This window comes from Arsenicicoccus sp. UBA2120 (genome assembly GCF_002330965.1).
Lineage (GTDB): Bacteria > Actinomycetota > Actinomycetes > Actinomycetales > Dermatophilaceae > Arsenicicoccus > Arsenicicoccus bolidensis.
The window spans coordinates 1-19,615 of record NZ_DCYC01000035.1 but is presented as its reverse complement, the minus strand read 5'-3'; the positions used below and the strand labels follow the sequence as shown (position 1 = coordinate 19,615).

Below are 19,615 nucleotides of genomic sequence, written 5' to 3'. Positions count from 1 at the left end.
AAGTCCATCGGTGGATCGAGGATAAAGAACACGAAGGTCACGGAGAGCGCCAGGATCACCCAGGCGCGTGCGGTGCCGGCCGGCATGACGGTGGCGGCGATGGTGATGAGGCCGTGGACCGTCGTCGTGGCGCAGAAGCCGAAGATGATGAGCTTGCGGCGATCCACCTTGTCGATGACGACGAAGAGGCACAGGGCCGTGCCGACGACGGCCAGGACGCCGTTGGCGACGTTGGCGATGATCGCCGCCCCGTCGGAGAAGCCGGCCTCCCTCAGCAGCTGGGTGCCGTAGTACATGATCGAGTTGATGCCGGTGACCTGCTGGGCGGCGGCGAGGCCGCAGCCGATGATCACGAGGTGGCGGATCCACGGGACGGCCATGTCGGACCAGCCGCCCTTGTGGGACTCGGCCTCCTCCTCGGCCAGCTGCTCCACCTCGCCGAGCTCGGCGCGTGCGCGGTCCTCGTTGCGGACCTGCATGAGCACCTCGAGCGCCTCGTCGTAGCGTCCCTTGGAGATGAGCCACCGCGGCGATTCCGGCATACGGAGCATCCCGAAGAACAGGAACACGGCGGGGACGGCGCACACCGCGAGCATGTAGCGCCACACGCCCTCGTGCTGGCCCCAGACGCTCGCGATGATCGCGTTGATGATGAAGGCCAGCATCTGGCCGAGCACGATCGCCAGCTCGTTGCGCCCGCTCAGGGTGCCGCGGCGCTCGGTGGGGGCGAGCTCGGACAGGTAGACGGGGACCGTGGCCGACGCCGCGCCGACCGCCAGGCCGAGGACGAAGCGGGAGACGAGCATGATCGAGAGCCCCGGCGTGAAGACGCAGCCCAGCGTGCCGACGAAGAACACGACGGCGATCAGGGTCAGGGTCTTCTTGCGGCCGAGGTTGTCGTTGAGCACGCCCGAGACGAGCGCTCCGACCGCGGCGCCGATGAGCAGCGTCGCCGTCACCAGACCCTCGGTGACGGTGGTCAGGCCGAGGTCCGTCTTCATGGGCTCGAGGGCGCCGTTGATCACGCCCGTGTCGTAGCCGAACAGCAGACCGCCGAACGTCGCGACGACGGCGATCAGGTCCAGGCGCCGCTGGTGCGGGCCCGGTCGGAGGGGCGGTAGCGTCACCCCGCTCGGACTGCTGGTGGGACTGCCGTGGGACATCCTCGTCTCCTTCTGCCTTCCGCAGCACGCGGATTCGTAGCGTCCTTGCTCGTATCGCTATCACAAGTGAAGGCGCAGGCGTGGACAATGTCAATAGATTGTCCTTACATTTGACCGCACACCGTTGCAGGACGAAGGAGTCGGCATGACCACCACCTCAGCACCGTTCGTGGGTGCCTCGAAGCACCCGGGGTTCGTCCTCGCGGTGTGCTCCGAGATGCAGCTGCTCGACCTGCCCCACCTGGACCGCGTGCGCCGGCTGCACGAGCTGGGCTTCGCGGTCGAGCTGTGGGACTGGACGACCAAGGACATCGACGCGCTCGCGGCGACGGGCGCCCGGTTCACCTCGATGACGGGCTACACGCACGGCGAGCTCATCGACCCCGCGGGCGCGGACGAGCTGCTGCGCACCGCCCGGGAGTCGGTGGCCGTGGCCCATCGCCTCGGCGACCCGCACCTCAACCTGCACGGCACGGGTCTCGGAGAGGGTGGTATGCCGAACCGCCCGCAGACGGTCGTGACACCTCGCGACTGGCTCGCCGCCGAGCGGACGCTGCGTCGCGTGGCCGCCCTGGGCGAGAGCGAGGGCGTGACCTTCCAGCTGGAGAACCTCAACCTCGACGTCGACCACCCCGGCGTGCCGTTCGCCCGGGCTTCGGACGTGATCACCTTGCTGGAGTCGGTCGGATCGCCGGCGCTGCGCATGAACCTCGACCTCTATCACGCGCAGATCGGCGAGGGGAACCTGATCGAGCTGTGCCGCCGCGCAGGCGATCTCATCGGCGAGATCCAGGTGGCCGACGTGCCCGGACGGTGCGAGCCGGGGACGGGCGAGATCAGCTATCCGGGCGTGGCGCGGGCCCTGGCCGAGATGGGGTATGCCGGTGTGGTCGCCCTCGAGGGGTGGGCGTCCGGCGACAGCGAGGTGGCGCTCGAGCGTTTCCGCGAGGCCTTCACCCTCTGACCCAGCCGCCCCGCCGCCAAGGCGAGCCGCGAGCACGCGTCGAGAGGCGACAGATGGGGGTCAACCAGCTCGGATGACCCCCATCTGTCGCCTCTCGACGAGAGCGAACCTCCCGCGCGGCCCTAGTCGCGGACCTTGGGGATGTCGACCGTGGGCGCGTCGATCCCACCGTGCTTCACGGTGCTCGGGTCGACGACCTTGCCGGGGTCCGCCGCGCGCAGCTCGTGCGAGAGGTCGGCGAGCTCCTTGCCGCCCGCCATCTCCTCCGTCAGCTCGTCCAGGGTGACCTCGTCGCGGTGGGCGTCGAGGACCACGCGGCCCAGCTTGAGGATCACGAAGTGGTTGCCGACGAGGTAGGCGTGGTGCGGGTTGTGGGTGATGAAGACGACGCCGAGGCCGGCGTCACGCGCCTTCATGATGTACTTCAGCACCACGCCCGACTGCTTGACGCCGAGCGCCGCGGTGGGCTCGTCGAGGATGATCACCTTGGCGCCGAAGTAGATGGCTCGGGCGATCGCGATGCACTGCTTCTGGCCTCCCGAGAGGCTGCCGATGGGGCGGTCCAGGTCGGGGATGACGATCCCCATCTTGGTGAGCTCCTCGCCGCAGACCCGCTTCATGGTGGGGATGTCCATCCTGAAGAGGCCCTTCTTGAGCTCGTTGCCGAGGAAGAAGTTGCGCCACACGGACATCAGCGGGGCGAGCGCCAGGTCCTGGTAGACGGTGGCGATGCCGCTGCCCAGCGACTCGCGCGGCGAGGAGAAGTGCCGCTGCTCGCCGTTGACGAACATCTCGCCGACGTTGTAGTCGTGCAGCCCCGCCATGATCTTGATCAGCGTGGACTTGCCGGCACCGTTGTCGCCGAGGACGCAGGTGACCTCACCCTGGCGCACCGACAGCGAGACCCCGCGCAGGGCCTGGACGTTGCCATAGCTCTTGCCGCAGTCGCGCATCTCCAGGATGGCCGTGGTGGGGCCGCCCTCGTGGGTCGGCGCGGTCTTGGTCGCGCTCATGCCGCGTCCGCCCTTCTCTTGACGTACATGTTGACCAGCGTCGCGCCGAGGAGCATGACGCCGAGGAAGGTCTTGAGCCAGTCGACGTCCCAGCCGGCGTAGTTGATGCCGAGGTTGGTCATGCCGTAGATCAGCGCCCCGATCGAGGCACCCAGCACGGACCCGTAGCCACCGGTCAGCAGGCAGCCGCCGATGACCGCGGCAATGATGTAGATGAACTCGTTGCCCACGCCCTGGCCGGACTGCACGTTGTTGTAGTTGAACAGGATGTGCATGCCGACGAGCCACGACGCGAAGCCCGTCCCCATGAACAGCCCGATCTTGGTGGCCGTCACCGGCACACCGACGGCGCGGGCCGCGGCGGCGTCACCGCCCACCGCGAAGATCCAGTTGCCGACGCGGGTGCGCAGCAGGACGTAAGCCAGGATCGCGGTGAGGACGAACCAGTAGAGGACCACTGACTCGATGCGGACGGGCCCGATCGAGAACCCGGAGGCGAAGACCTTCTGCGCGCTCGCCCACCCGTCCATGTCGCTGATCGAGTTGGACGAGACGCCGCCGGTCACGATGCGGGTGACGGCCAGGTTGACGCCCTGCAGCACGAAGAACGTGCCCAGCGTGACCAGGAAGCTCGGCAGCCCGGTGACGTGCAGCAGCCAGCCGTTGAAGGCGCCCACCGCCAGCGACAGGACGAGCGCGAGGAGGACGCCGACCCAGACGTTCAGGCCGAGGTACCACGCGAGGTGCGCCGCGGCCAGGCCCGAGAAGGTCACAGCCACACCGGTGGACAGGTCGAACTCGCCACCGATCATCAGCAGCGACACGAAGACCGCCATGATCCCGATCGTCGACGCCGCGTAGAGGATCGTCCCGATGTTGGCGACGTTGCGGAAGGCCGGTGCCACCGCGAGGAAGAGGGCCGCGAGCGCGACCGCTCCGATGAGGGCGCCCACGGCCGGCATACCGAGCAGCAGCGCGGTCGGTGACTTGGTGCGGACCCGGTCGTCCCCCGCGGCGGGGGACGAAGGCGGGCGGCCCGGCTCGAGGTCGGTGGCCGTGCTCATCGGGTGCCGTTCGCGGCGAACTGGGCGACCTTCTCGACGTTCGCCTTGTCGATGAACGCGGGGCCGGTCGCGACGTTCTTGCCACCGCCGAGGGTGTTGCCGTTGGTCTTGTAGAACCACAGCGCGTCGACGGCGAGGTAGCCCTGCAGGTAGGGCTGCTGGTCGATGGCCCACTCGACCTTGCCGTCCTTGACGGCGTTGACGAGCTCCTTGCTGGTGTCGAAGGTGCCCAGCTTGGCCGAGCTGCCGGACCCGGCGATGGACTTCACCGCGTCGAGGGCGAAGGGGGCGCCCAGGGTGACGACCCAGTCGATCGCCTTGTCCTGGGTGAGCTTGGCCTGGATCGTCGTCGTCACGGCGGAGTCGTCGCGGCCGTTGACGTAGATGCGGTCGACGTTGACGCCGGCGGCGCCCTTCTTGACGCCGTCGCACCGGTCCTCGAGCTGCTGCTGGCCCTGCTCCTGGATCACGCACACCACCCGCTTGCCGCCGGCCTTGGCGATGCGCTCGCCGACGGCGATGCCCGCGTCCGTCTCGCCCTGCCCGAAGTAGCCGATGGCGCCGAGGCCCATCGCGTCGGTGCCGCCGGCGTTGAACATGGTCACCGGGATGCCGGCCGCGACGGCCTTCTTGATGACGGGGCCCAGCGCACCGGTGTTGGGGCTGGTCACGGCGATGCCGTCGACCTTCTTGTCGATGGCCGCCTGCACCAGCTGGGCCTGCTTGGTGGCGTCGGGATCGTTGGTGTACTCCAGCTTGACGTTGTCCTTCTTGGCGCCGGCCTCGGCACCCTTGCGGATGATGTCCCAGAAGGTGTCGCCGGGGGCCTGGTGCGTGATCATCGCGACGGTCATGGTCGGGGTGCCGGCGTTGCCCGCCGCACCCCCCGCCGCGGACTCGATGGTCTGCTTGCCGCCGGAGGAGCTGCAGGCCGCCATGCTGAGGGCCGTCGAGGTGGCGAGCGCCAGGGCGAGGGTGGTCTTGACGGTGCGGTTCATCGTGGTGCCTCTCGTGACGGAGCAGCGTCGTCGCGCTCCGGGCGGGTTGTGCGGTGCTGATGTGGTTGGTGACAAACTATGCGTTTGTCCTGCCCACGGGTCGTCGGGGTGGCGGATCGGTCGGAACTGTTGGCGAGTCGTCACCTCGTATCGGGGATCTCCTGGAGGCGGACGGGCGCCCCGCGGCGCCGCGAGAGGTCGCAGGCCTCGGCGAGGCGCTGCGCCTGGAGGGCGTCGCGGACGGTGCAGGGGGACGGTGCGCCGCCGATCATGGCGACGAAGGCCTCCAGCTCGGCGGCGTAGGCCGGGAGGAAGCGGTCGAGGAAGGACCAGTGCCGAGGACCGTGGGTGAGGGTGACCCCCGGCTCGGCGGAGTCCAGGGCGAGGGACTGGTCGAGCCCCACCGCCAGGGCGCCCAGGCTGCCGGTGACCTCCAGGCGGACGTCGTGCCCGGCGCCGTTGTAGCGGGTGGCCGACAGCAGGACGAGCGTGCCGTCCGCCATCGTCAGGATCGCGGCGGCGGTGTCCACGTCGTCGGCCTCGACGAAGAGCCGCTCGCCCTTGTTGCCCCCGGCGGCGCTGACCGTCACGGCCTCCTGGCCGGTGACGAAGCGGACGACGTCGAGGTCGTGGATGGAGCAGTCGCGAAAGATCCCGCCGGACGCAGCCAGGTATGCCGCGGGCGGCGGCGCCTGGTCGTGGGTGACCGCGCGAAGGAGGTGCACGGTGCCCAGCTCGCCGCCGACGACGGCGTCCCGCACGCGGCGGTAGCCCGCGTCGAACCTCCGCTGGAATCCGACCTGCACCGGCACGCCGGTCTCCCGCTCGAGCTCGGCGAGGGTCACGGCGCCGGCGAGGTCCCGCGCGACCGGCTTCTCGCAGAACGCCGGCACGCCCGCGCGCATGACCGTCTCGAGCTGCTCGGCGTGGGCGCTGGTCGACGAGGCGATGACGCAGCCGTCGAGCCCGGAGGCGAGCAGGGACGACAGGTCGTCCGCCGCCGACACCTGCAGCTGGTCGGCCACGGAGCGGGCGACCTCGGGGACGACGTCGGCGAGGACGACCTCCTCGACCTCGGGGAGGGCGCGCAGGTTCTCGGCATGGATGCGACCGATGCGGCCGACGCCGATGACTGCGATACGCATGTCTCTCCTTCGAGACGTGGGCGAGGGCTCACCCGGGCTTGCACCACCTTCACCGAGCGACCCGGGCCACGTCAAGACTTTGTCCGGACATTTACAGGTCTTGACTATATCGAGACGCGTCACCCAGCACGGACGACGGGATTCGTCATACGTTTGCCATGCGTGGGGGTCTTGCGTAGACTTATATTTGTCAGCACATGAGCTGGCACCCACGATGGCCGTGCAGGGCGAGCCCATCGGGATCCGCTCGTGCGCGGCGGAGAGCAGGATGAGTTGCCCCGCCACATGACCGACCTGACCGCCCCCGCGCAGATCGACGACGAGGCCAGGGCCGCGACCCCGTCCACCCTGAGCCTGGCCGTCACGCTGGCCCTGATCACCATCGCCCTCGTGGTTGCCGGGACGCTGCTCGCCTCCCCCCAGCTGATCGTCGCCGCCATCGTGCCCGTCGTGGGCACCGTGGTGCTCGCGGGCGTCGCGAGCTACCAGGGCGTCTTTCGCATCTGACGGCGACCCCGCCCCCGCCATACGCCCGCTGACCAGGCGAACGGCACCCCAGACCTGATGTGCCGGCACACGCCGGCACGACACGACGGCCGTGCAGGACCGAGGCCCTCGGGCCTCCTCGTCCTCCGGCAGAGAGAAGGACTCATGACCAACACCCACGTCGCCGACGTCCGCACCGCGCAGACGCAGACCACCCACAACGCCCTGGCCGTGCAGGCCGCCCTGCTGGCCACCCTCGCCGTCGTCCTGACGGTCGTCGGGGGCGTGCTCGCGTCCGCCCCGATCCTGCTCAGCGCCCTGCTGCCGCTCGCCGGCACCGTCGCGCTCTTCCTGACCTGGAACGCCCGCGAGCTCAGCCACGCCTGACCGGCCGCTCCCGTGAGCCCCCTCTCCCGACCCGGGAGAGGGGGCTCACGTCGTCCTGGCGCGGACCGTGGTCGGCCGGGGAGTCGCACACACGGAGCCTCCGCCGACGGACTCAGGCGTCGTATGTCGTCCGCCCGCTCACCGGCTGCACCGACTCCCACGCGCGGCTCGCCGCAGCTCGCACGACCGCCTCGTCGACCTCGGCCGCGGACCACGCGTCCGCCGCGGACGGGGCGACCTGCTCGCCGGACAGCACCGACTCGACGAAGTCCCGCCCCTCCACGACCTTGAGGTCGTCGAAGGAGAGGTTCTGGCCGGGGCCGGGCTGGAAGCGGGCGTAGGCGCCGTGCTGCGGCCCGGCCATGACGGTGGTGTAGCCGTGCACGTCCCCGCCGTCGCCGAGCAGGACCTGCACCTTGGACATGTCCTCGAAGTTCCAGCGCACGGATCCGCCTGTGCCGTAGACCTCCACGACGTACTCGGCGCGCGGGCCCCGGGCCACGCGCGACGCCTCGAGGGTGCCGACCACCCCGGAGTCGAAGCGGGCGAGCATCCCGACGTAGTCCTCGTTGCCGACGGGGCCGCGCTCGTCCGAGACGCGGACCTTGGCGTGGCCGATGCCCTGCTCCAGCGGGATGGGGCGGTCGGTGATGAAGGTGTCGGTCATGGCGGCGACCTCGGCGACGCGCCCCACGAGGAACTGCGCGAGGTCGATGCCGTGCGACATGAGGTCACCGACCACGCCCGCGCCGGCCCGGCCGCGGTCGTAGCGCCAGGTCAGCGGCCCGTCCGGGTCGCTCGCGTAGTCCGCGATCAGCCAGACGCGCACGTTGGTGACCCGCCCGAGCCGCCCGTCGCGGATCAGCTGCCGCGCGAACTGCACCCCCGGCGCCTGGCGGTAGTTGAACCCCACGCCGGTCACGAGCCCGGCCTCGGCTGCGGCGCAGGCGATCTCACGGGACTCCTCGGCCGAGACGCCCATGGGCTTCTCGATCCAGAAGGGCTTGCCCGCCGCCACGGCCGCGAGGGCGATCTCGCGGTGCAGGAAGTTGGGCGCGCAGATCGACACCGCCTCGACGGCGGGATCGGCCAGCAGGTCGCGGTAGTCGGCATACGACCCGGCGAAGCCGAACTGCTCGACCGCGGCCGACCGCGCCCCCTGCACGGGGTCGGCCACGGCCACGAGCCGCGGACGCACCCGCAGCTCCGGATAGCGCTCGGGCAGCGAGGCGTAGGCCCGCGTGTGCAGCCGCCCCATCCACCCGAAGCTGATGACGCCGACGCCCAGCTCGCGGATCGGCGACGGCGCGGAGCCGGAGTTGTCGACCGCCGGCGTGTCCGGGCGGGCCTCGATGGGTGCCTCGGTCACGCGTCCAGCTCCTTCTCGATCCGCTCGCGCATCCGCACGTGCACCTCGTCCATCTGCTCCTCCCAGCCGAAGACGCAGACCGACACCGGTCCGTCATAACGGGTCTCGCGCAGGTAGCCGAAGACCTCGTCCCACGGCACCTCGCCGTTGCCGATCTCGTTGTGCTGGTGGATGCGGGCGTCCACGCCGGGCGGGTTGACGATGTAGCGGTTGCCGACGTTCGCGAGGTGGTTATAGACGTCGGCGACGTGCACGTGCCGCAGCCGCTCCCCGGCATACGCCATCATCGCCCGCGCGTCCCCCGCCCCCTGGGACAGGTGGAACATGTGGGGACAGCAGAACTCGTAGTTGAACCACGGCTTGTTGACCCCGCGGACGATCTGCACGGCGCGCTCGTTGGTCTCGACGAAGTCGTAGGGGTGCGCCTCGATCGTGCACTCGATCCCGTGCCGCTCGAAGTCGGGGACGAGCTCCTCGATGCTCTTGTAGAACTGGGCCTCGCTGCGCAGCGGGTCGTTCGGGTCGCCGGACAGCTCGGTCGCGATCATCGGGACCTCGAGGTCGTCGGCGATCTCGAGGAGCCGCCGGAAGCAGCGCACCGCGTGCTGGCGGTCCTGCTCGTCCGGCGCCGACCAGTTGTAGACCGGGTTGAACGTCCAGATCTGGACGCCCGTCTCGGCCATGGCCCGCTTGACCTTGGCGATCTCCGCGTCGTCGACCTTGGGATAGTGGTGCCACTCGTGGAAGTCCGCCCGCGGCGACAGCTCGAGGAACTCGTAGCCGAGGTCGGCGGCCTTGCGGCACTCCTCCGCGACCGTGAGGTGCGGGTGATACATGGACGGGTCCAGCAGGATCTTGACCATCGTTGTCTCCCAGGGGTCGTGACCGTATGACGATCGCGTGGCGGTCAGGCGTAGAGGGCGGGCTTGTCGATCATCTCGACGGCGACCTCACCATCCTCGGTGAGGGCCCGCACCCCGGCGTCGCACACGCACGCCGCCGCGTAGCCGTCCCACGCGCTGGACCCCGTGTGCTCGTCCCGGGCGACCGCGGTGATCCACTCCTGCACCTCGCGGACGAACGCGCCGCCGAAGCGCTCGTTGTGGTCCATCGTCAGCGCGTTGGAGCGGCCGACCGTCCCGGTGCGCTCGATCAGGTGCTGGTCCGAGAGGCGGATGGTGCCCGTCTCGGCGACGGCCTCGCACTGGATGTCGTAGGAGTGCTGGTTGTTGACGAAGATCTCGTCGTCGATCCAGATCCCCGACTCGGTGTGCATGATGAGGATCAGCGGGTCCTGCAGGTGCTCGAACCGCTTCGTCGTCCTCTTGGGCGTGTCCACGCGCACCCGGACGATCTCCTCGCCGGTGAGCCACCGCATCGTGTCGATCTCGTGGATGCCGGTGTCGTTGATCGCCATGTCCCACGTGTAGCGCTCCGGCACCGTGGGGTTGCGGTGCCGGTTGTGGACCATGAGCGTCTCCCCCACCTCGCCGGAGTCGAGGATTGCCTTCATCTGGCGGTAGGACTCGTCGAAGCGGCGCATGAACCCGACGGTGACGAGCTTGCGCCCGGCCCGCTGCTCGGCGTCCATGATGTTGAGGGCGCCCTGGGCGTCGGGCGTCATCGGCTTCTCGCAGAAGACCCGCTTGCCCGCCTCGATGCAGGCGATGACGTCGGCCTCGTGCGCCGGCCCGAACGAGCAGATCATCACCGCGTCGACGTCGGGGTCCGCGATGAGCTCGGCGCTGTCGGTGTACCCCTTGACGCCATACGTGCTGGCCACGGTCTTGACGTTGTCCTCCGCGATGTCGGAGATCGCCACGACCTCGCCGCCCGCGATCACGCTGCGGATGCGGTCGATGTGGGCCTGCCCCATGCCGCCGGGGCCGATCATGCCGATGCGCACAGTCATGTGAAGTCGTCTCTCTCTGCTAGTGGTTCGCTGTCTGGTTCGCAGCTCTGGTTCGCAGCTGTGGTGCGGGCTACCTGAGGCCGAGGCCGCAGGACGCGAGGTACTCCCGCGTCGCGATGGCGTTGGGCAGGGGGTAGGACGGGTCGCAGCCGTACATGTCCTGCTCGCAGATGACGTAGAGGTCCTTGTCGAGGCCGGCGAGGGCGTCGATCAGGGTCGGCATGTGCGGCTCGCCCTCCGGCGGGGCCACGGAGACACCCTTGTTGACGGCGGCCACGAACGGCCAGTCGTCGTCGTGCGCCTGCTTGACGATCTCGGGGTCCATCGCCTTGATGTGGACGTAGGAGATGCGCTCGGGGTAGCGGTTGATGAGGTCGACGCAGTCGCCCTGGCCGTAGACGATGTGGCCGGTGTCGAGGCAGAACCCGACATAGCTCGGGTCGGTGGCCTGGAAGATGCGGTCGATGTCCTGCGGCGTCTCGATGTGGGAATCGCCGTGCGGGTGCAGCACCATCTGCAGGCCGTAGTCCTCCTTCATCATCCGGCCGAGGCGGTCGGCGTTGGTGACGTAGAGGTCCCACGCCTCGCCCGTGAGGGTGCGCTCGTCGGTGAAGTCGCCGGTCTTCTCGTCGCGGAACATGGGGGGCAGGTGCACGACATACTCCGCGCCGACGGCGGCGTGCGTCTCCCCGATCGCGCGGAAGGTCCGCTCGGTGTCGGCCCAGGCCTCGGCCTTGTGCAGGATCCCCCAGCCCGTGCCGGCGACGACGCGGAAGCCGCGCTTGGCCATCTCGTCGGCGAGACGCTTCGGGTCGGTCGGGAAGTAGCCGAACGGCCCCGTCTCCATCACCGAGAAGCCGGCCTCGGCCATCTCGTCGAGGGCCTTCTCCCACGGGATCTGCTTGGGGTCCTCCGGGAACCACACGCCCCACTGGTCGGGGCAGACGCCGATGGTGAGCCTGGAGTAGCGAGGGTCGCTGGTGTTGCGCGACTTGTCGGTGCGGGACGGGTTCTCGGCCATGAGCTGTCCTCCCCGGGCTGCGGCCCGGTGTCGTGTCGTCGTTGACGCGGGCGCCGTCTCGCACCCGTGCGCCTCACGCTAGCCAGGCGCCTATGTCCTGTCAATAGATCAAACCCCTACCTCAGGTAGTCACATCCACCCGGGTTGGCACGCCAGGCCGACAGACCTACCTCAGGTAGTCACATCGGCCCGGGTTGGCACGCCAGGCCGATAGACCTACCCCCGGTAAAGGCATCGACCGGCCTTTGTTCGCCAGGCTGATGGACTCGAGCCCGGCTGATGTGTCCGGGCCCGGCCCAGACGGATCCGAGGGGGTGGCATCGACGCGAGGACGACGTGATGTCAGAATGTCAGAGCAAAGTCGCCATACGTCCAGCTCGACTCGACCCGACCGACCAAGGAGCGCATCGATGAGGATCGCCACCGCCCCCTGCAACTGGAACAACGGGGACATCCCGGACTTCCGGCCCTACACCGCGCCCGGCCAGATGATGGACGAGATGGTCGAGGCGGGCTACGTCGCGACGGAGTGGGGCCCCGGTATGCCGGACGACCCCGCCGTCGTGCGCTCGGAGATGTCACGGCGGGGGCTGGAGATGGTGGGGGCGTTCGTGCGCCTGGGCTACCGCGATCGCGAGCGCTGGGACGAGGCCGACGCCGCGGCCCTGGCCGTGGCCGAGCGCGTCAAGGCCGCCGGCGGATCGATCCTGGTGGCGGCCGAGCTCGGCGACGACCGCCGGGACGCCGAGGCCGGTCACGTCGACGAGGCTCGCGGCCTGACGGACGAGCAGTGGCGCAACCTCGCCGACGGCCTCGCCCACCTCGCGGATCTGCTCGAGCCCATGGGCATGCGCGTCGTCCTGCACAACCACGTCGGCACCTATGTCGAGACCGCCGCCGAGACGCGCCGCTTCCTCGACGAGACGGACCCCGCCAAGGTCGGCTGGTGCCTCGACGTGGGCCACCTCAAGTACGGCGGCGGCGACGCCCTCGACTTCCTGCCCACCTATGGCGACCGCGTCGCGCACGTCCACCTCAAGGACGTCGACCCCGAGGTGCTGCGCCGCGCCCAGGACGAGCAGTGGAGCTTCGGCGACGCGCTGCGCGGCATCATCTTCCCCGAGCTCGGGGACGGCCTCGTCGACATCGCGGGGGTCGTGCGGTGGCTCGGCGACCACGGCTACGACGGGTGGATCGTGCTCGAGCAGGACACCACGCACAAGCACCCCAAGGACGCGGCCCGCATCAACCGGGAGTATGTCGAGAAGCTCCTCGCCTGACCCCCGCCACCAGTCCGGTCACCCCCACCCCCGCCGTTGGTCACCCATGGCGTCAGGGGCTCCCCCAACCCCGACCGTTGGCCCCAATGGCGTCAAGGGTTCCCCGAACCCCGATCGTTGGTCACCAATGGCGTCAGGGCGGCCCTGTTGAACGATCCACAACGCCAATGGTGACCAAGGGCGGAGGGCGAGCGAAGATCGGGGCCATTTCTGGTTGCCCTGACCACCAGAACCCGCCCCGATCTCGGTCCCGCTCCCTTGCGCGGGGCCACCCCATCGCTGGGGAGGTTCGGTGCTGCCCTGGCGACACCGAACCTCCCCAGTGCCGGGGCGTTCAGGGGTTCCCGAGGACGGGCCGCCAGAGTGGTCACAGATCCGACATCAGCGGCCGTCGGGTGTCGGATCTGTGACCACTCTGGCGCTCTAGCCCTGCGGCGCTCTAGCCCTGCGGCGCCCTGGCCCTGCGGCGCTCTATCCCTGCGGTGCTCGTGCTCGTGTCGCGCGACGGGATCCCGCACCGCGCGAGGCGCCCGCCCCGCGTGGGGTCGGGCGCCTCGGCATACGGCATGAGCGGCAGGATCCGCCTGGCTTGGACACATCGACCTGGGGTGCCAACCCAGGTCGATGTGACTGCCTGAGGTAGGTCAGTCGTTCTGGGGGAAGCCGAGGTTGAGGCCGCCGTGCGACGGGTCGAGCCAGCGCGCCGTGACGGCCTTGGTCTTGGTGAAGAAGTGGACGCCCTCCATCCCGTGCGCGTGGGTGTCGCCGAACAGCGAGTTCTTCCACCCGCCGAAGGAGTAGTAGGCCATCGGCGTCGGGATCGGCACGTTGATGCCGACCATCCCGACCTGCACCTCGTTCTGGAAGCGACGCGCGGCACCCCCGTCGTTGGTGAAGATCGTCGTGCCGTTGCCGAACGGGTTGTCGTTGATGAGCTGCAGGCCCTCGTCATACGACTCGATCCGCACGACCGACAGCACGGGGCCGAAGATCTCGTCGGTGTAGATCGACATCGACGGCGTGACCTTGTCGAACAGCGTCGGCAGCAGGAAGAACCCGTCCTTGCTCCCGCCGACCCACTCGCCGTCCCGCCCGTCGACGACGAGCTCGGCGCCCTCGGCGACCCCCGCGTCGACGTAGCCGCGGACCTTGTCGAGGTGCGCCTTGGTGACCAGGGGCCCCATGTCGACGCCCTCGCCGTTGCCCTCACCCGTCGTGAGGGTGGCCATGCGCTCCTTGATCTTGGCGATGAGCTCGTCCGCGACCGAGTCGACGGCCAGCAGCGCCGAGATCGCCATGCAGCGCTCGCCGGCCGCGCCGAACCCTGCGTTGACCGCAGCGTCCGCGGCCAGGTCGAGGTCGGCGTCGGGCAGGACGAGCATGTGGTTCTTGGCGCCGCCGAGGGCCTGGACGCGCTTGCCCGCCGCGACGCCGCGCTCGTAGACGTAGCGCGCGATCGGCGTCGACCCGACGAACGAGATCGACTTCACGTCGGTGTTGTCGAGCAGCGCGTCGACGGCCTCCTTGTCGCCGTGGACGACGTTCATGACGTGGTCGGGCAGGCCGGCCTCGCGCCACAGGTCGGCGATGAGCCCGGTGGCGGTCGGGTCCTTCTCGGACGGCTTGATCACGACGGCGTTGCCGCAGGCGATCGCGACGGGCACGAACCACAGCGGCACCATCGCCGGGAAGTTGAACGGGCTGATGACGCCGACGACGCCGAGCGGCTGCAGGATCGAGTAGGCGTCGATCTTGGTCGAGACGTTCTCGGAGTAGCCGCCCTTCATGATGTGGCCGATGCCGCAGGCGAACTCGACGACCTCGAGGCCGCGGTTGATCTCGCCGACGGCGTCCGGATAGGTCTTGCCGTGCTCGGCGACGATGGCCTTGGCGATCTCGCCCTTGCGCGACTCCAGCAGCTCGCGGAAGGCGAACAGCACGCGGGTGCGCTTGGCGATGGAGGTCTGGCCCCACTCCTTGGCGGCCTCGGCGGCCTGGGCGACGACCTCGTCGACGAGCGCCTTGCTGGCCAGGTCGAGGGTGCCGGTGACCTCGCCGGTGGCGGGGTTGTAGACCTCGGAGGTGCGCTCGGCCGTGCCCTCCCACGAGGAGTGGCCGATGAGGTGGGTGATGCGCGTGGTCATGGGAGTGGTCCTTTGCTCGATGCCGTATGACGGGAAGCTGGGTGCGGGGTGCAGACCCGCCGGGGGTAAAGGCATCAGCCTGGCGAACGAAGGCCGGTCGATGCCTTTACCGGGGGTAGGTCAGGAGTAGGGGAGGCGGGGGTCGACGGACTGGGCGTCCCAGGTGCCGCGCACCCAGGCGTGGGAGGGGTCGTCGCAAATGAGCCAGGCGCGCTCGTCGCCGGGCCCGGCCATGACGTTGAGGTAGTACATGTCGTAGCCGGTCGGTGCCATCGCCGGCCCGTGCCAGCCGTGCGGCACGAGCACCACGTCGCCGGAGCGGACCTCCGCCAGCACGTCGATGGGGCGGTCGTCGGTGCCGTAGACGCGCTGGTAGCCGATCGGGTCCGGAGCGCCTGCGCCCCCGTCACGGCCTGGGCCGCCACCACGCTCGGTCTGCATCTCGAAGTAGTAGATCTCCTCGAGCGCCGTCTCCTCGCCCGAGCGTTCCTCGTCGTGCTTGTGCGGCGGGTAGGACGACCAGTTGCCGGCGGGCGTGACGACCTCGCAGGCGATGATCGAGTCGGCGTCCAGGACGTCCGGGGTGCCGAAGTTCTGCACCTGACGGCTGGCCTGCCCGGCCCCGCGCAGCTCGACCGGGATGTCGGCCTTGCGGAGATGTTTCACGGGGAACGACGTCCGCGCGGTCGCGTGGCACAGGGCGATCCGCCCACCCTGCGGCGCGGTGACGGTGAAGGTGGCCTCGCGCCCGACATACAGGCAGTCCGCCGGTCCGGCGAAGACCGAGGGTCGACCCTCCAGCTCGTATGCCGAACCTCCCGTCTCGACGACCGCCGCCTCGCAGGCGAGCGGCACGACGACGAACTCGTGCTCGCCGGTGGCGACCTCGCGGGACTCGCCGGGCTCGAGGTCGGCGACGAGCAGACCCGTGTGCGTCCAGCCGGGGTCGCCCGGTCGGATCCGCACGTGGTAGTCGTCGTCACCGGTGGTGGTGGCGGGCTTGAACCAGTCGCTCATCGTGCTCCTCCAGTGAGTGCGTGCCTGCCGGGGACAGCGTTGGTTGCAGGGGCGGGGTGGCTGCCAGGGGCCAGGTGGCTGCGGGCGGGGTCGTCGTGAACGAGGTGCGCGGCGACGTCGACCGCGGCGGCGACGTCCCCGTCGGGTGGGTAGAGCAGGGCGCGGCCCACGACGAGGCCGGCCGCGCTGGGGCAGGTGAGGGCGTCCGCCCAGGTGGCGTAGGTCTGCTCGGGGTCGGCGGTGGGGTCACCGCCGAGGAGCAGCACCGGCATGGTCGAGGCGTCCAGGACGCGGGCCATGTCGTCGACGACCGGCAGCTTGAGCCAGGTGCGGGCACTCGTGGCGCCCAGACCCGCGGCGACGTGGACGGACCGGATCACCGAGTCGGGGTCGAGGTGGTTGACCACCCGCCCGTCCGCGCCCCGCGAGGACCAGAACGGCTCGACCATCGCCATGAGCCCGGCGTCGGCGAGCTCCGTCACGGCGCGGGCGCTGGCCGCGAGGGTCGCCGCCGTGCCGTCGTCGGCGAGGTCGACGCGGGTCAGCATCTTGCCGCCGTCCAGCCCGCGCCGGGCCAGGTCGGCGGCGGCGTAGGCCGTGAACCGGTCGTCGAGCTCGAACGACGCGCCTTGCAGGCCACCGCGGTTCATGGAGCCGACGACGACCACGTCGTCGAGCAGGCCGAGCAGGAGCAGGTCCTCGAGGACGTCGGGGGTGCCGAGCACGCCGTCGACGCCGGGGCGTGACAGGGCCGTGGCGAGACGCTCCAGCGTGTCGGAGCGGCTGGCCATCGCCATACCGTCGTCGCGGACCCCGAGGGCGCCGCGAGCCGGGTGGTCGCAGGCGACCAGGAGCAGGCGGCCGTCGTCCCCGACGAGGGGGCGGCGCCGGCGGGCGGCCCACAGGTGGTCGATGCGCTCGGGCTCGCGCAGGCGGGTCGTGGTGAGGGCGCGGACGTCGACGCTGACGCGGTCCATCACTGGCCTCCTCGGCGTTCGGCGAGCAGCTGCTCGACCTCGGCGGGCGTGGGCATGGCCGTGGAGCACTCGAGCCGTCCGACGACGAGGGCCCCCGCGGCGTTGGCGAACCGCAGGATGCGCTCGAGCCCCCAGCCCTGGAGCAGTCCGTGGCAGAAGGCACCCCCGAAGGCGTCCCCGGCCCCGAGACCGTTGACCACGTCCATGAGGATCGGCGGGACCTCGACGCGCTCGTCGCGGGTCTTGGCCAGCACGCCCTTGGGTCCCTGCTTGACGACGGCGAGCTCGATGCCGCGCTCGAGCAGGGCGTCCGCGGCGCGCTCGGGGTCCTCCTCGCCGACCGCGACCCGGCACTCCTCGCGGTTGCCGACGGCGACGGTGCAGCGGTCGAGCACGGCCTCGACCTCGCGCGTGGCGGTGGCCTCGTCGGGCCAGAACATCGGGCGGTAGTCGAGGTCGAGCACGGTGTGGGTGCGCCGGTCGCGGGCAGCCCAGGCGGCGTGGTGGGCGTCGCGGCTCTGCTCGTGCGACAGCCCGGTCACCGTGGCCCAGAAGATGCGCGCGTCCGTGATGGCGTCGAGCGGCATCTCGTCGGCCTGCATCACGAGGTCCGGCGCCTGGGGGTAGCGGTAGAAGTAGAGCGGGAAGTCGTCCGGCGGGAACATCTCGCAGAAGGTCACCGGGGTCGGAAGGCCCTCGACGGGGGTGACGAAGCGATCGTCGACGCCGAGGCGCAGCAGCTCGCGGTGCACGAACCGCCCGAAGGGGTCGTCCCCGGTGCGGGTGATGACGGCGGAGCGGTGGCCGTGCCGGGCGCCGGCCACGGCCACGTTGGTGGCGCTGCCGCCGAGGAACTTGCCGAACGTCTCGACGTCCTCCAGCCCCACCCCGATCTGGTGGGGATAGATGTCGATGCCGACCCGTCCGATGGTCAGCACGTCGAACGGCTCGGGCCCGTCGGCCCGCTGGGGCCGCTCGGCGCTCGTCGCGTCGGAGGGTGCGTCAGCCATCACAATCCCTTGTGCGTCGGTGTCACGTCGGTGGGAACACGCCCAGCCTGCCTCAGCGCTCGCAACCCTGTCAAGGTTTGTTAGGACAAACGGACTTTAGTGAGTTGGTGACACTTTGACATATTGCTATTACCATCACGGACTGTGACCATTCAGCTCCCCGTGATGATCGACCGCACGAGCCCGGTGCCGTTGTACCACCAGCTCGCGCAACAGCTCACGGCGGCGATCGAGGGTGGCGCGCTCAAGCCCGGCGACGCGTTCGAGAACGAGCTGTCCCTCGCCGAGCGCCTCGACCTGTCCCGCCCCACGGTGCGCCGCGCCATCGGCGAGATGGTCGCCCGCGGCCTGCTGGTGCGCCGCCGCGGCATCGGCACGACGGTGGCCAACGAGGTCATCCACCGCCGTGACGAGCTCACCTCCCTCTACGAGGACCTCCAGCGCTCCGGCCGGGCCCCGATCACCAAGGTGCTCTCGTATGACGCAGAGGCCTACAGCGAGCGCGCGGCCGAGGCACTCGGCCTGCCCTCCGACACGCCCATGCTCTCCATCGAGCGGCTGCGCTATGCCGGCGACATCCCCCTGGCGCTGCTCCACAACTGGCTGCCGCCGCGCTTCGCCGACATCACCGAGGCCGAGCTGACCGAGCACAGCCTCTACGAGCTGCTGCGCGACCGCGGCGCCAAGATGGTCGTCGCCCAGCAGACCATCGGCGCCCGCTCCCCCGGTGGCCGCGAGCGCAAGCTGCTCGAGCTCGCCAAGTCCGACCCCCTGCTCACCATGACCCGCAAGGCGTATGCCGGCGACGGCGTGGCCGTGGAGTTCGGCGACCACTGCTACCGCGCCGACCAGTACGCCTTCGACATCACCGTGCACGAACGCTGACCCGCGGGGCCGCACCTCAGGATCGCGCTCGCGTCGACCTGTGTGCCACCGTCACGGTGACGGCGAGGTCGTCACACTCACGCCTCGTCCGGACCGCGTCGACCACCGCGGCCTCGACCTGATCGAGGCGCTCGGCCTGGGTGAACGCACCCGGCACCTCAGGCACCTCGACCGCCCACCAGGCGCCGGACCTGGATACTTCGGCGGTCACCTCCATGACCTGGCTCCCGTCTGATCGAAGACCGGATGAGCGGGTGGCTCGCCCCCCTCACGTCCGATGTCAGAGACTCACGACTACTGCTGCAACGATGGAACAGGTGATCGTGCCGCACATGACTGTTTTGGACCGCCGTGCAGTCGCGGGGTCATCCTCGGCATCCCCCGCCAACAGCTCGCCCATGATCAAGGCTGGTCTCCCACCACTGAGGACAATCAGGCAGAGGGAGAGGTCGGTGGCCTCACCCGGAGCATCGACGCATTGTCGGAGGGATCGGCGGAGTTGCGGATCGCAGCAGCGACGAAGAGCAGAACGAGACCGGCCACGCCTATGATCCGCGAACCACCATCTTGTAGCGTCCTGCGGTCCAAAGATCATGCGCAGTGAATAGCAAAGCTCCCCAAGACGAACCCTGGCGGGGTGTCGCGCCTGACGACAATCTTCAGTCATGGGCCCCGTTGCTGAGGGTCGATGACGTCGTCTGCCACGACCCGAGTTTGGTCATTTCGTTAGTGCGTGAGCCCGCCCCGGTGGATGGCCTTGAGGATGGCCTGCTTGTCGGC

Annotated in this window: 18 protein-coding genes; 5 read left to right on the top strand and 13 right to left on the bottom strand. The window is 69.9% G+C overall.

What is annotated here, in order from left to right; all coding sequences use genetic code 11:
* A partial coding sequence (locus B2P18_RS04565) for a sugar porter family MFS transporter (protein ID WP_286956120.1) occupies positions 1-1,127 on the bottom strand: 1,127 nt, incomplete at its 3' end.
* Between the two features lie 181 nt (positions 1,128-1,308).
* On the opposite strand from B2P18_RS04565, the gene B2P18_RS04560 reads away from it, so the two are divergent.
* Entirely contained in the window at positions 1,309-2,127 is an 819-nt protein-coding gene (locus tag B2P18_RS04560; RefSeq protein WP_286956118.1) for a TIM barrel protein, read from the top strand.
* A 122-nt stretch (positions 2,128-2,249) separates the two neighbouring features.
* Here the strand turns inward: B2P18_RS04560 and B2P18_RS04555 are convergent, their stop codons facing one another.
* The 4 genes from B2P18_RS04555 to B2P18_RS04540 form a co-directional block, all read right to left on the bottom strand.
* Positions 2,250-3,140, bottom strand: a complete 891-nt coding sequence (locus B2P18_RS04555; protein WP_239266153.1) for an ATP-binding cassette domain-containing protein — start codon at positions 3,138-3,140, stop codon at positions 2,250-2,252.
* Complete coding sequence (locus B2P18_RS04550) at positions 3,137-4,204, bottom strand: ABC transporter permease (RefSeq protein ID WP_239266151.1); 1,068 nt, start codon at positions 4,202-4,204, stop codon at positions 3,137-3,139. Before B2P18_RS04550 ends, B2P18_RS04555 begins: the two co-directional genes overlap by 4 nt.
* The gene (locus tag B2P18_RS04545; RefSeq protein ID WP_239266149.1) at positions 4,201-5,202 is read right to left on the bottom strand and encodes a sugar ABC transporter substrate-binding protein; all 1,002 of its coding nucleotides are present in this window, start codon (positions 5,200-5,202) and stop codon (positions 4,201-4,203) included. Before B2P18_RS04545 ends, B2P18_RS04550 begins: the two co-directional genes overlap by 4 nt.
* A gap of 140 nt (positions 5,203-5,342) precedes the next feature.
* The gene (locus B2P18_RS04540) at positions 5,343-6,347 is read right to left on the bottom strand and encodes a Gfo/Idh/MocA family protein (protein WP_286956107.1); all 1,005 of its coding nucleotides are present in this window, start codon (positions 6,345-6,347) and stop codon (positions 5,343-5,345) included.
* Positions 6,348-6,632: 285 nt separating this feature from the next.
* On the opposite strand from B2P18_RS04540, the gene B2P18_RS04535 reads away from it, so the two are divergent.
* Complete coding sequence (locus B2P18_RS04535) at positions 6,633-6,854, top strand: hypothetical protein (RefSeq protein ID WP_019286847.1); 222 nt, start codon at positions 6,633-6,635, stop codon at positions 6,852-6,854.
* 144 nt (positions 6,855-6,998) lie between these two features.
* Positions 6,999-7,220: a hypothetical protein gene (locus B2P18_RS04530; protein WP_019286848.1), complete on the top strand. Its 222-nt coding sequence runs from the start codon at positions 6,999-7,001 to the stop codon at positions 7,218-7,220.
* A 112-nt stretch (positions 7,221-7,332) separates the two neighbouring features.
* Here the strand turns inward: B2P18_RS04530 and B2P18_RS04525 are convergent, their stop codons facing one another.
* The 4 genes from B2P18_RS04525 to B2P18_RS04510 all read right to left on the bottom strand — a co-directional run bounded on the left by B2P18_RS04525 (position 7,333) and on the right by B2P18_RS04510 (position 11,522).
* Positions 7,333-8,589, bottom strand: coding sequence for a Gfo/Idh/MocA family oxidoreductase (locus tag B2P18_RS04525; RefSeq protein WP_313536361.1), 1,257 nt, complete (start codon positions 8,587-8,589; stop codon positions 7,333-7,335).
* Positions 8,586-9,452, bottom strand: a complete 867-nt coding sequence (locus tag B2P18_RS04520) for a sugar phosphate isomerase/epimerase family protein (RefSeq protein WP_286956103.1) — start codon at positions 9,450-9,452, stop codon at positions 8,586-8,588. The genes B2P18_RS04525 and B2P18_RS04520 overlap by 4 nt, the downstream gene beginning before the upstream one ends.
* Before the next feature lie 44 nt (positions 9,453-9,496).
* Positions 9,497-10,501 (bottom strand): Gfo/Idh/MocA family protein, encoded by a 1,005-nt coding sequence (locus B2P18_RS04515; protein ID WP_286956101.1) that lies wholly within the window; start codon positions 10,499-10,501, stop codon positions 9,497-9,499.
* A 70-nt stretch (positions 10,502-10,571) separates the two neighbouring features.
* Positions 10,572-11,522, bottom strand: a complete 951-nt coding sequence (locus B2P18_RS04510) for a TIM barrel protein (RefSeq protein WP_239266143.1) — start codon at positions 11,520-11,522, stop codon at positions 10,572-10,574.
* A gap of 410 nt (positions 11,523-11,932) precedes the next feature.
* Between B2P18_RS04510 and B2P18_RS04505 the strand changes: the two genes are divergently transcribed.
* The gene (locus B2P18_RS04505; RefSeq protein WP_029212020.1) at positions 11,933-12,802 is read left to right on the top strand and encodes a TIM barrel protein; all 870 of its coding nucleotides are present in this window, start codon (positions 11,933-11,935) and stop codon (positions 12,800-12,802) included.
* Between the two features lie 644 nt (positions 12,803-13,446).
* Here the strand turns inward: B2P18_RS04505 and B2P18_RS04500 are convergent.
* From B2P18_RS04500 to iolC, 4 genes are all read right to left on the bottom strand, one after another.
* A complete protein-coding gene (locus B2P18_RS04500) occupies positions 13,447-14,946 on the bottom strand; it encodes a CoA-acylating methylmalonate-semialdehyde dehydrogenase (RefSeq protein ID WP_029212021.1) in 1,500 nt (499 codons plus the stop codon).
* 120 nt (positions 14,947-15,066) lie between these two features.
* Positions 15,067-15,963, bottom strand: coding sequence for a 5-deoxy-glucuronate isomerase (gene iolB, locus B2P18_RS04495; protein WP_286956095.1), 897 nt, complete (start codon positions 15,961-15,963; stop codon positions 15,067-15,069).
* A complete protein-coding gene (locus B2P18_RS04490; RefSeq protein WP_286956094.1) occupies positions 15,960-16,940 on the bottom strand; it encodes a Cgl0159 family (beta/alpha)8-fold protein in 981 nt (326 codons plus the stop codon). The genes iolB and B2P18_RS04490 overlap by 4 nt, the downstream gene beginning before the upstream one ends.
* Positions 16,940-17,950 carry a 5-dehydro-2-deoxygluconokinase gene (gene iolC / locus B2P18_RS04485; RefSeq protein ID WP_029212024.1) on the bottom strand — a complete coding sequence of 337 codons (1,011 nt, stop codon included), beginning with the start codon at positions 17,948-17,950 and terminating at the stop codon, positions 16,940-16,942. Before iolC ends, B2P18_RS04490 begins: the two co-directional genes overlap by 1 nt.
* A 144-nt stretch (positions 17,951-18,094) precedes the next feature.
* On the opposite strand from iolC, the gene B2P18_RS04480 reads away from it, so the two are divergent.
* Positions 18,095-18,835, top strand: a complete 741-nt coding sequence (locus B2P18_RS04480) for a GntR family transcriptional regulator (RefSeq protein ID WP_029212025.1) — start codon at positions 18,095-18,097, stop codon at positions 18,833-18,835.
* The last annotated feature ends 780 nt before the right edge of the window (positions 18,836-19,615 follow it).

What these genes read in the sequence shown, in the direction of transcription:
- B2P18_RS04555 (WP_239266153.1), bottom strand. Translation starts at nt 3,140, where the DNA reads ATGAGCGCGACCAAGACCGCGCCGACCCACGAGGGCGGCCCCACCACG.
- B2P18_RS04520 (WP_286956103.1), bottom strand. Translation starts at nt 9,452, where the DNA reads ATGGTCAAGATCCTGCTGGACCCGTCCATGTATCACCCGCACCTCACG.
- B2P18_RS04540 (WP_286956107.1), bottom strand. Translation starts at nt 6,347, where the DNA reads ATGCGTATCGCAGTCATCGGCGTCGGCCGCATCGGTCGCATCCATGCC.
- iolB (WP_286956095.1), bottom strand. Translation starts at nt 15,963, where the DNA reads ATGAGCGACTGGTTCAAGCCCGCCACCACCACCGGTGACGACGACTAC.
- B2P18_RS04535 (WP_019286847.1), top strand. Translation starts at nt 6,633, where the DNA reads ATGACCGACCTGACCGCCCCCGCGCAGATCGACGACGAGGCCAGGGCC.
- B2P18_RS04530 (WP_019286848.1), top strand. Translation starts at nt 6,999, where the DNA reads ATGACCAACACCCACGTCGCCGACGTCCGCACCGCGCAGACGCAGACC.
- B2P18_RS04550 (WP_239266151.1), bottom strand. Translation starts at nt 4,204, where the DNA reads ATGAGCACGGCCACCGACCTCGAGCCGGGCCGCCCGCCTTCGTCCCCC.
- B2P18_RS04505 (WP_029212020.1), top strand. Translation starts at nt 11,933, where the DNA reads ATGAGGATCGCCACCGCCCCCTGCAACTGGAACAACGGGGACATCCCG.
- iolC (WP_029212024.1), bottom strand. Translation starts at nt 17,950, where the DNA reads ATGGCTGACGCACCCTCCGACGCGACGAGCGCCGAGCGGCCCCAGCGG.
- B2P18_RS04510 (WP_239266143.1), bottom strand. Translation starts at nt 11,522, where the DNA reads ATGGCCGAGAACCCGTCCCGCACCGACAAGTCGCGCAACACCAGCGAC.
- B2P18_RS04490 (WP_286956094.1), bottom strand. Translation starts at nt 16,940, where the DNA reads ATGGACCGCGTCAGCGTCGACGTCCGCGCCCTCACCACGACCCGCCTG.
- B2P18_RS04500 (WP_029212021.1), bottom strand. Translation starts at nt 14,946, where the DNA reads ATGACCACGCGCATCACCCACCTCATCGGCCACTCCTCGTGGGAGGGC.
- B2P18_RS04515 (WP_286956101.1), bottom strand. Translation starts at nt 10,501, where the DNA reads ATGACTGTGCGCATCGGCATGATCGGCCCCGGCGGCATGGGGCAGGCC.
- B2P18_RS04545 (WP_239266149.1), bottom strand. Translation starts at nt 5,202, where the DNA reads ATGAACCGCACCGTCAAGACCACCCTCGCCCTGGCGCTCGCCACCTCG.
- B2P18_RS04560 (WP_286956118.1), top strand. Translation starts at nt 1,309, where the DNA reads ATGACCACCACCTCAGCACCGTTCGTGGGTGCCTCGAAGCACCCGGGG.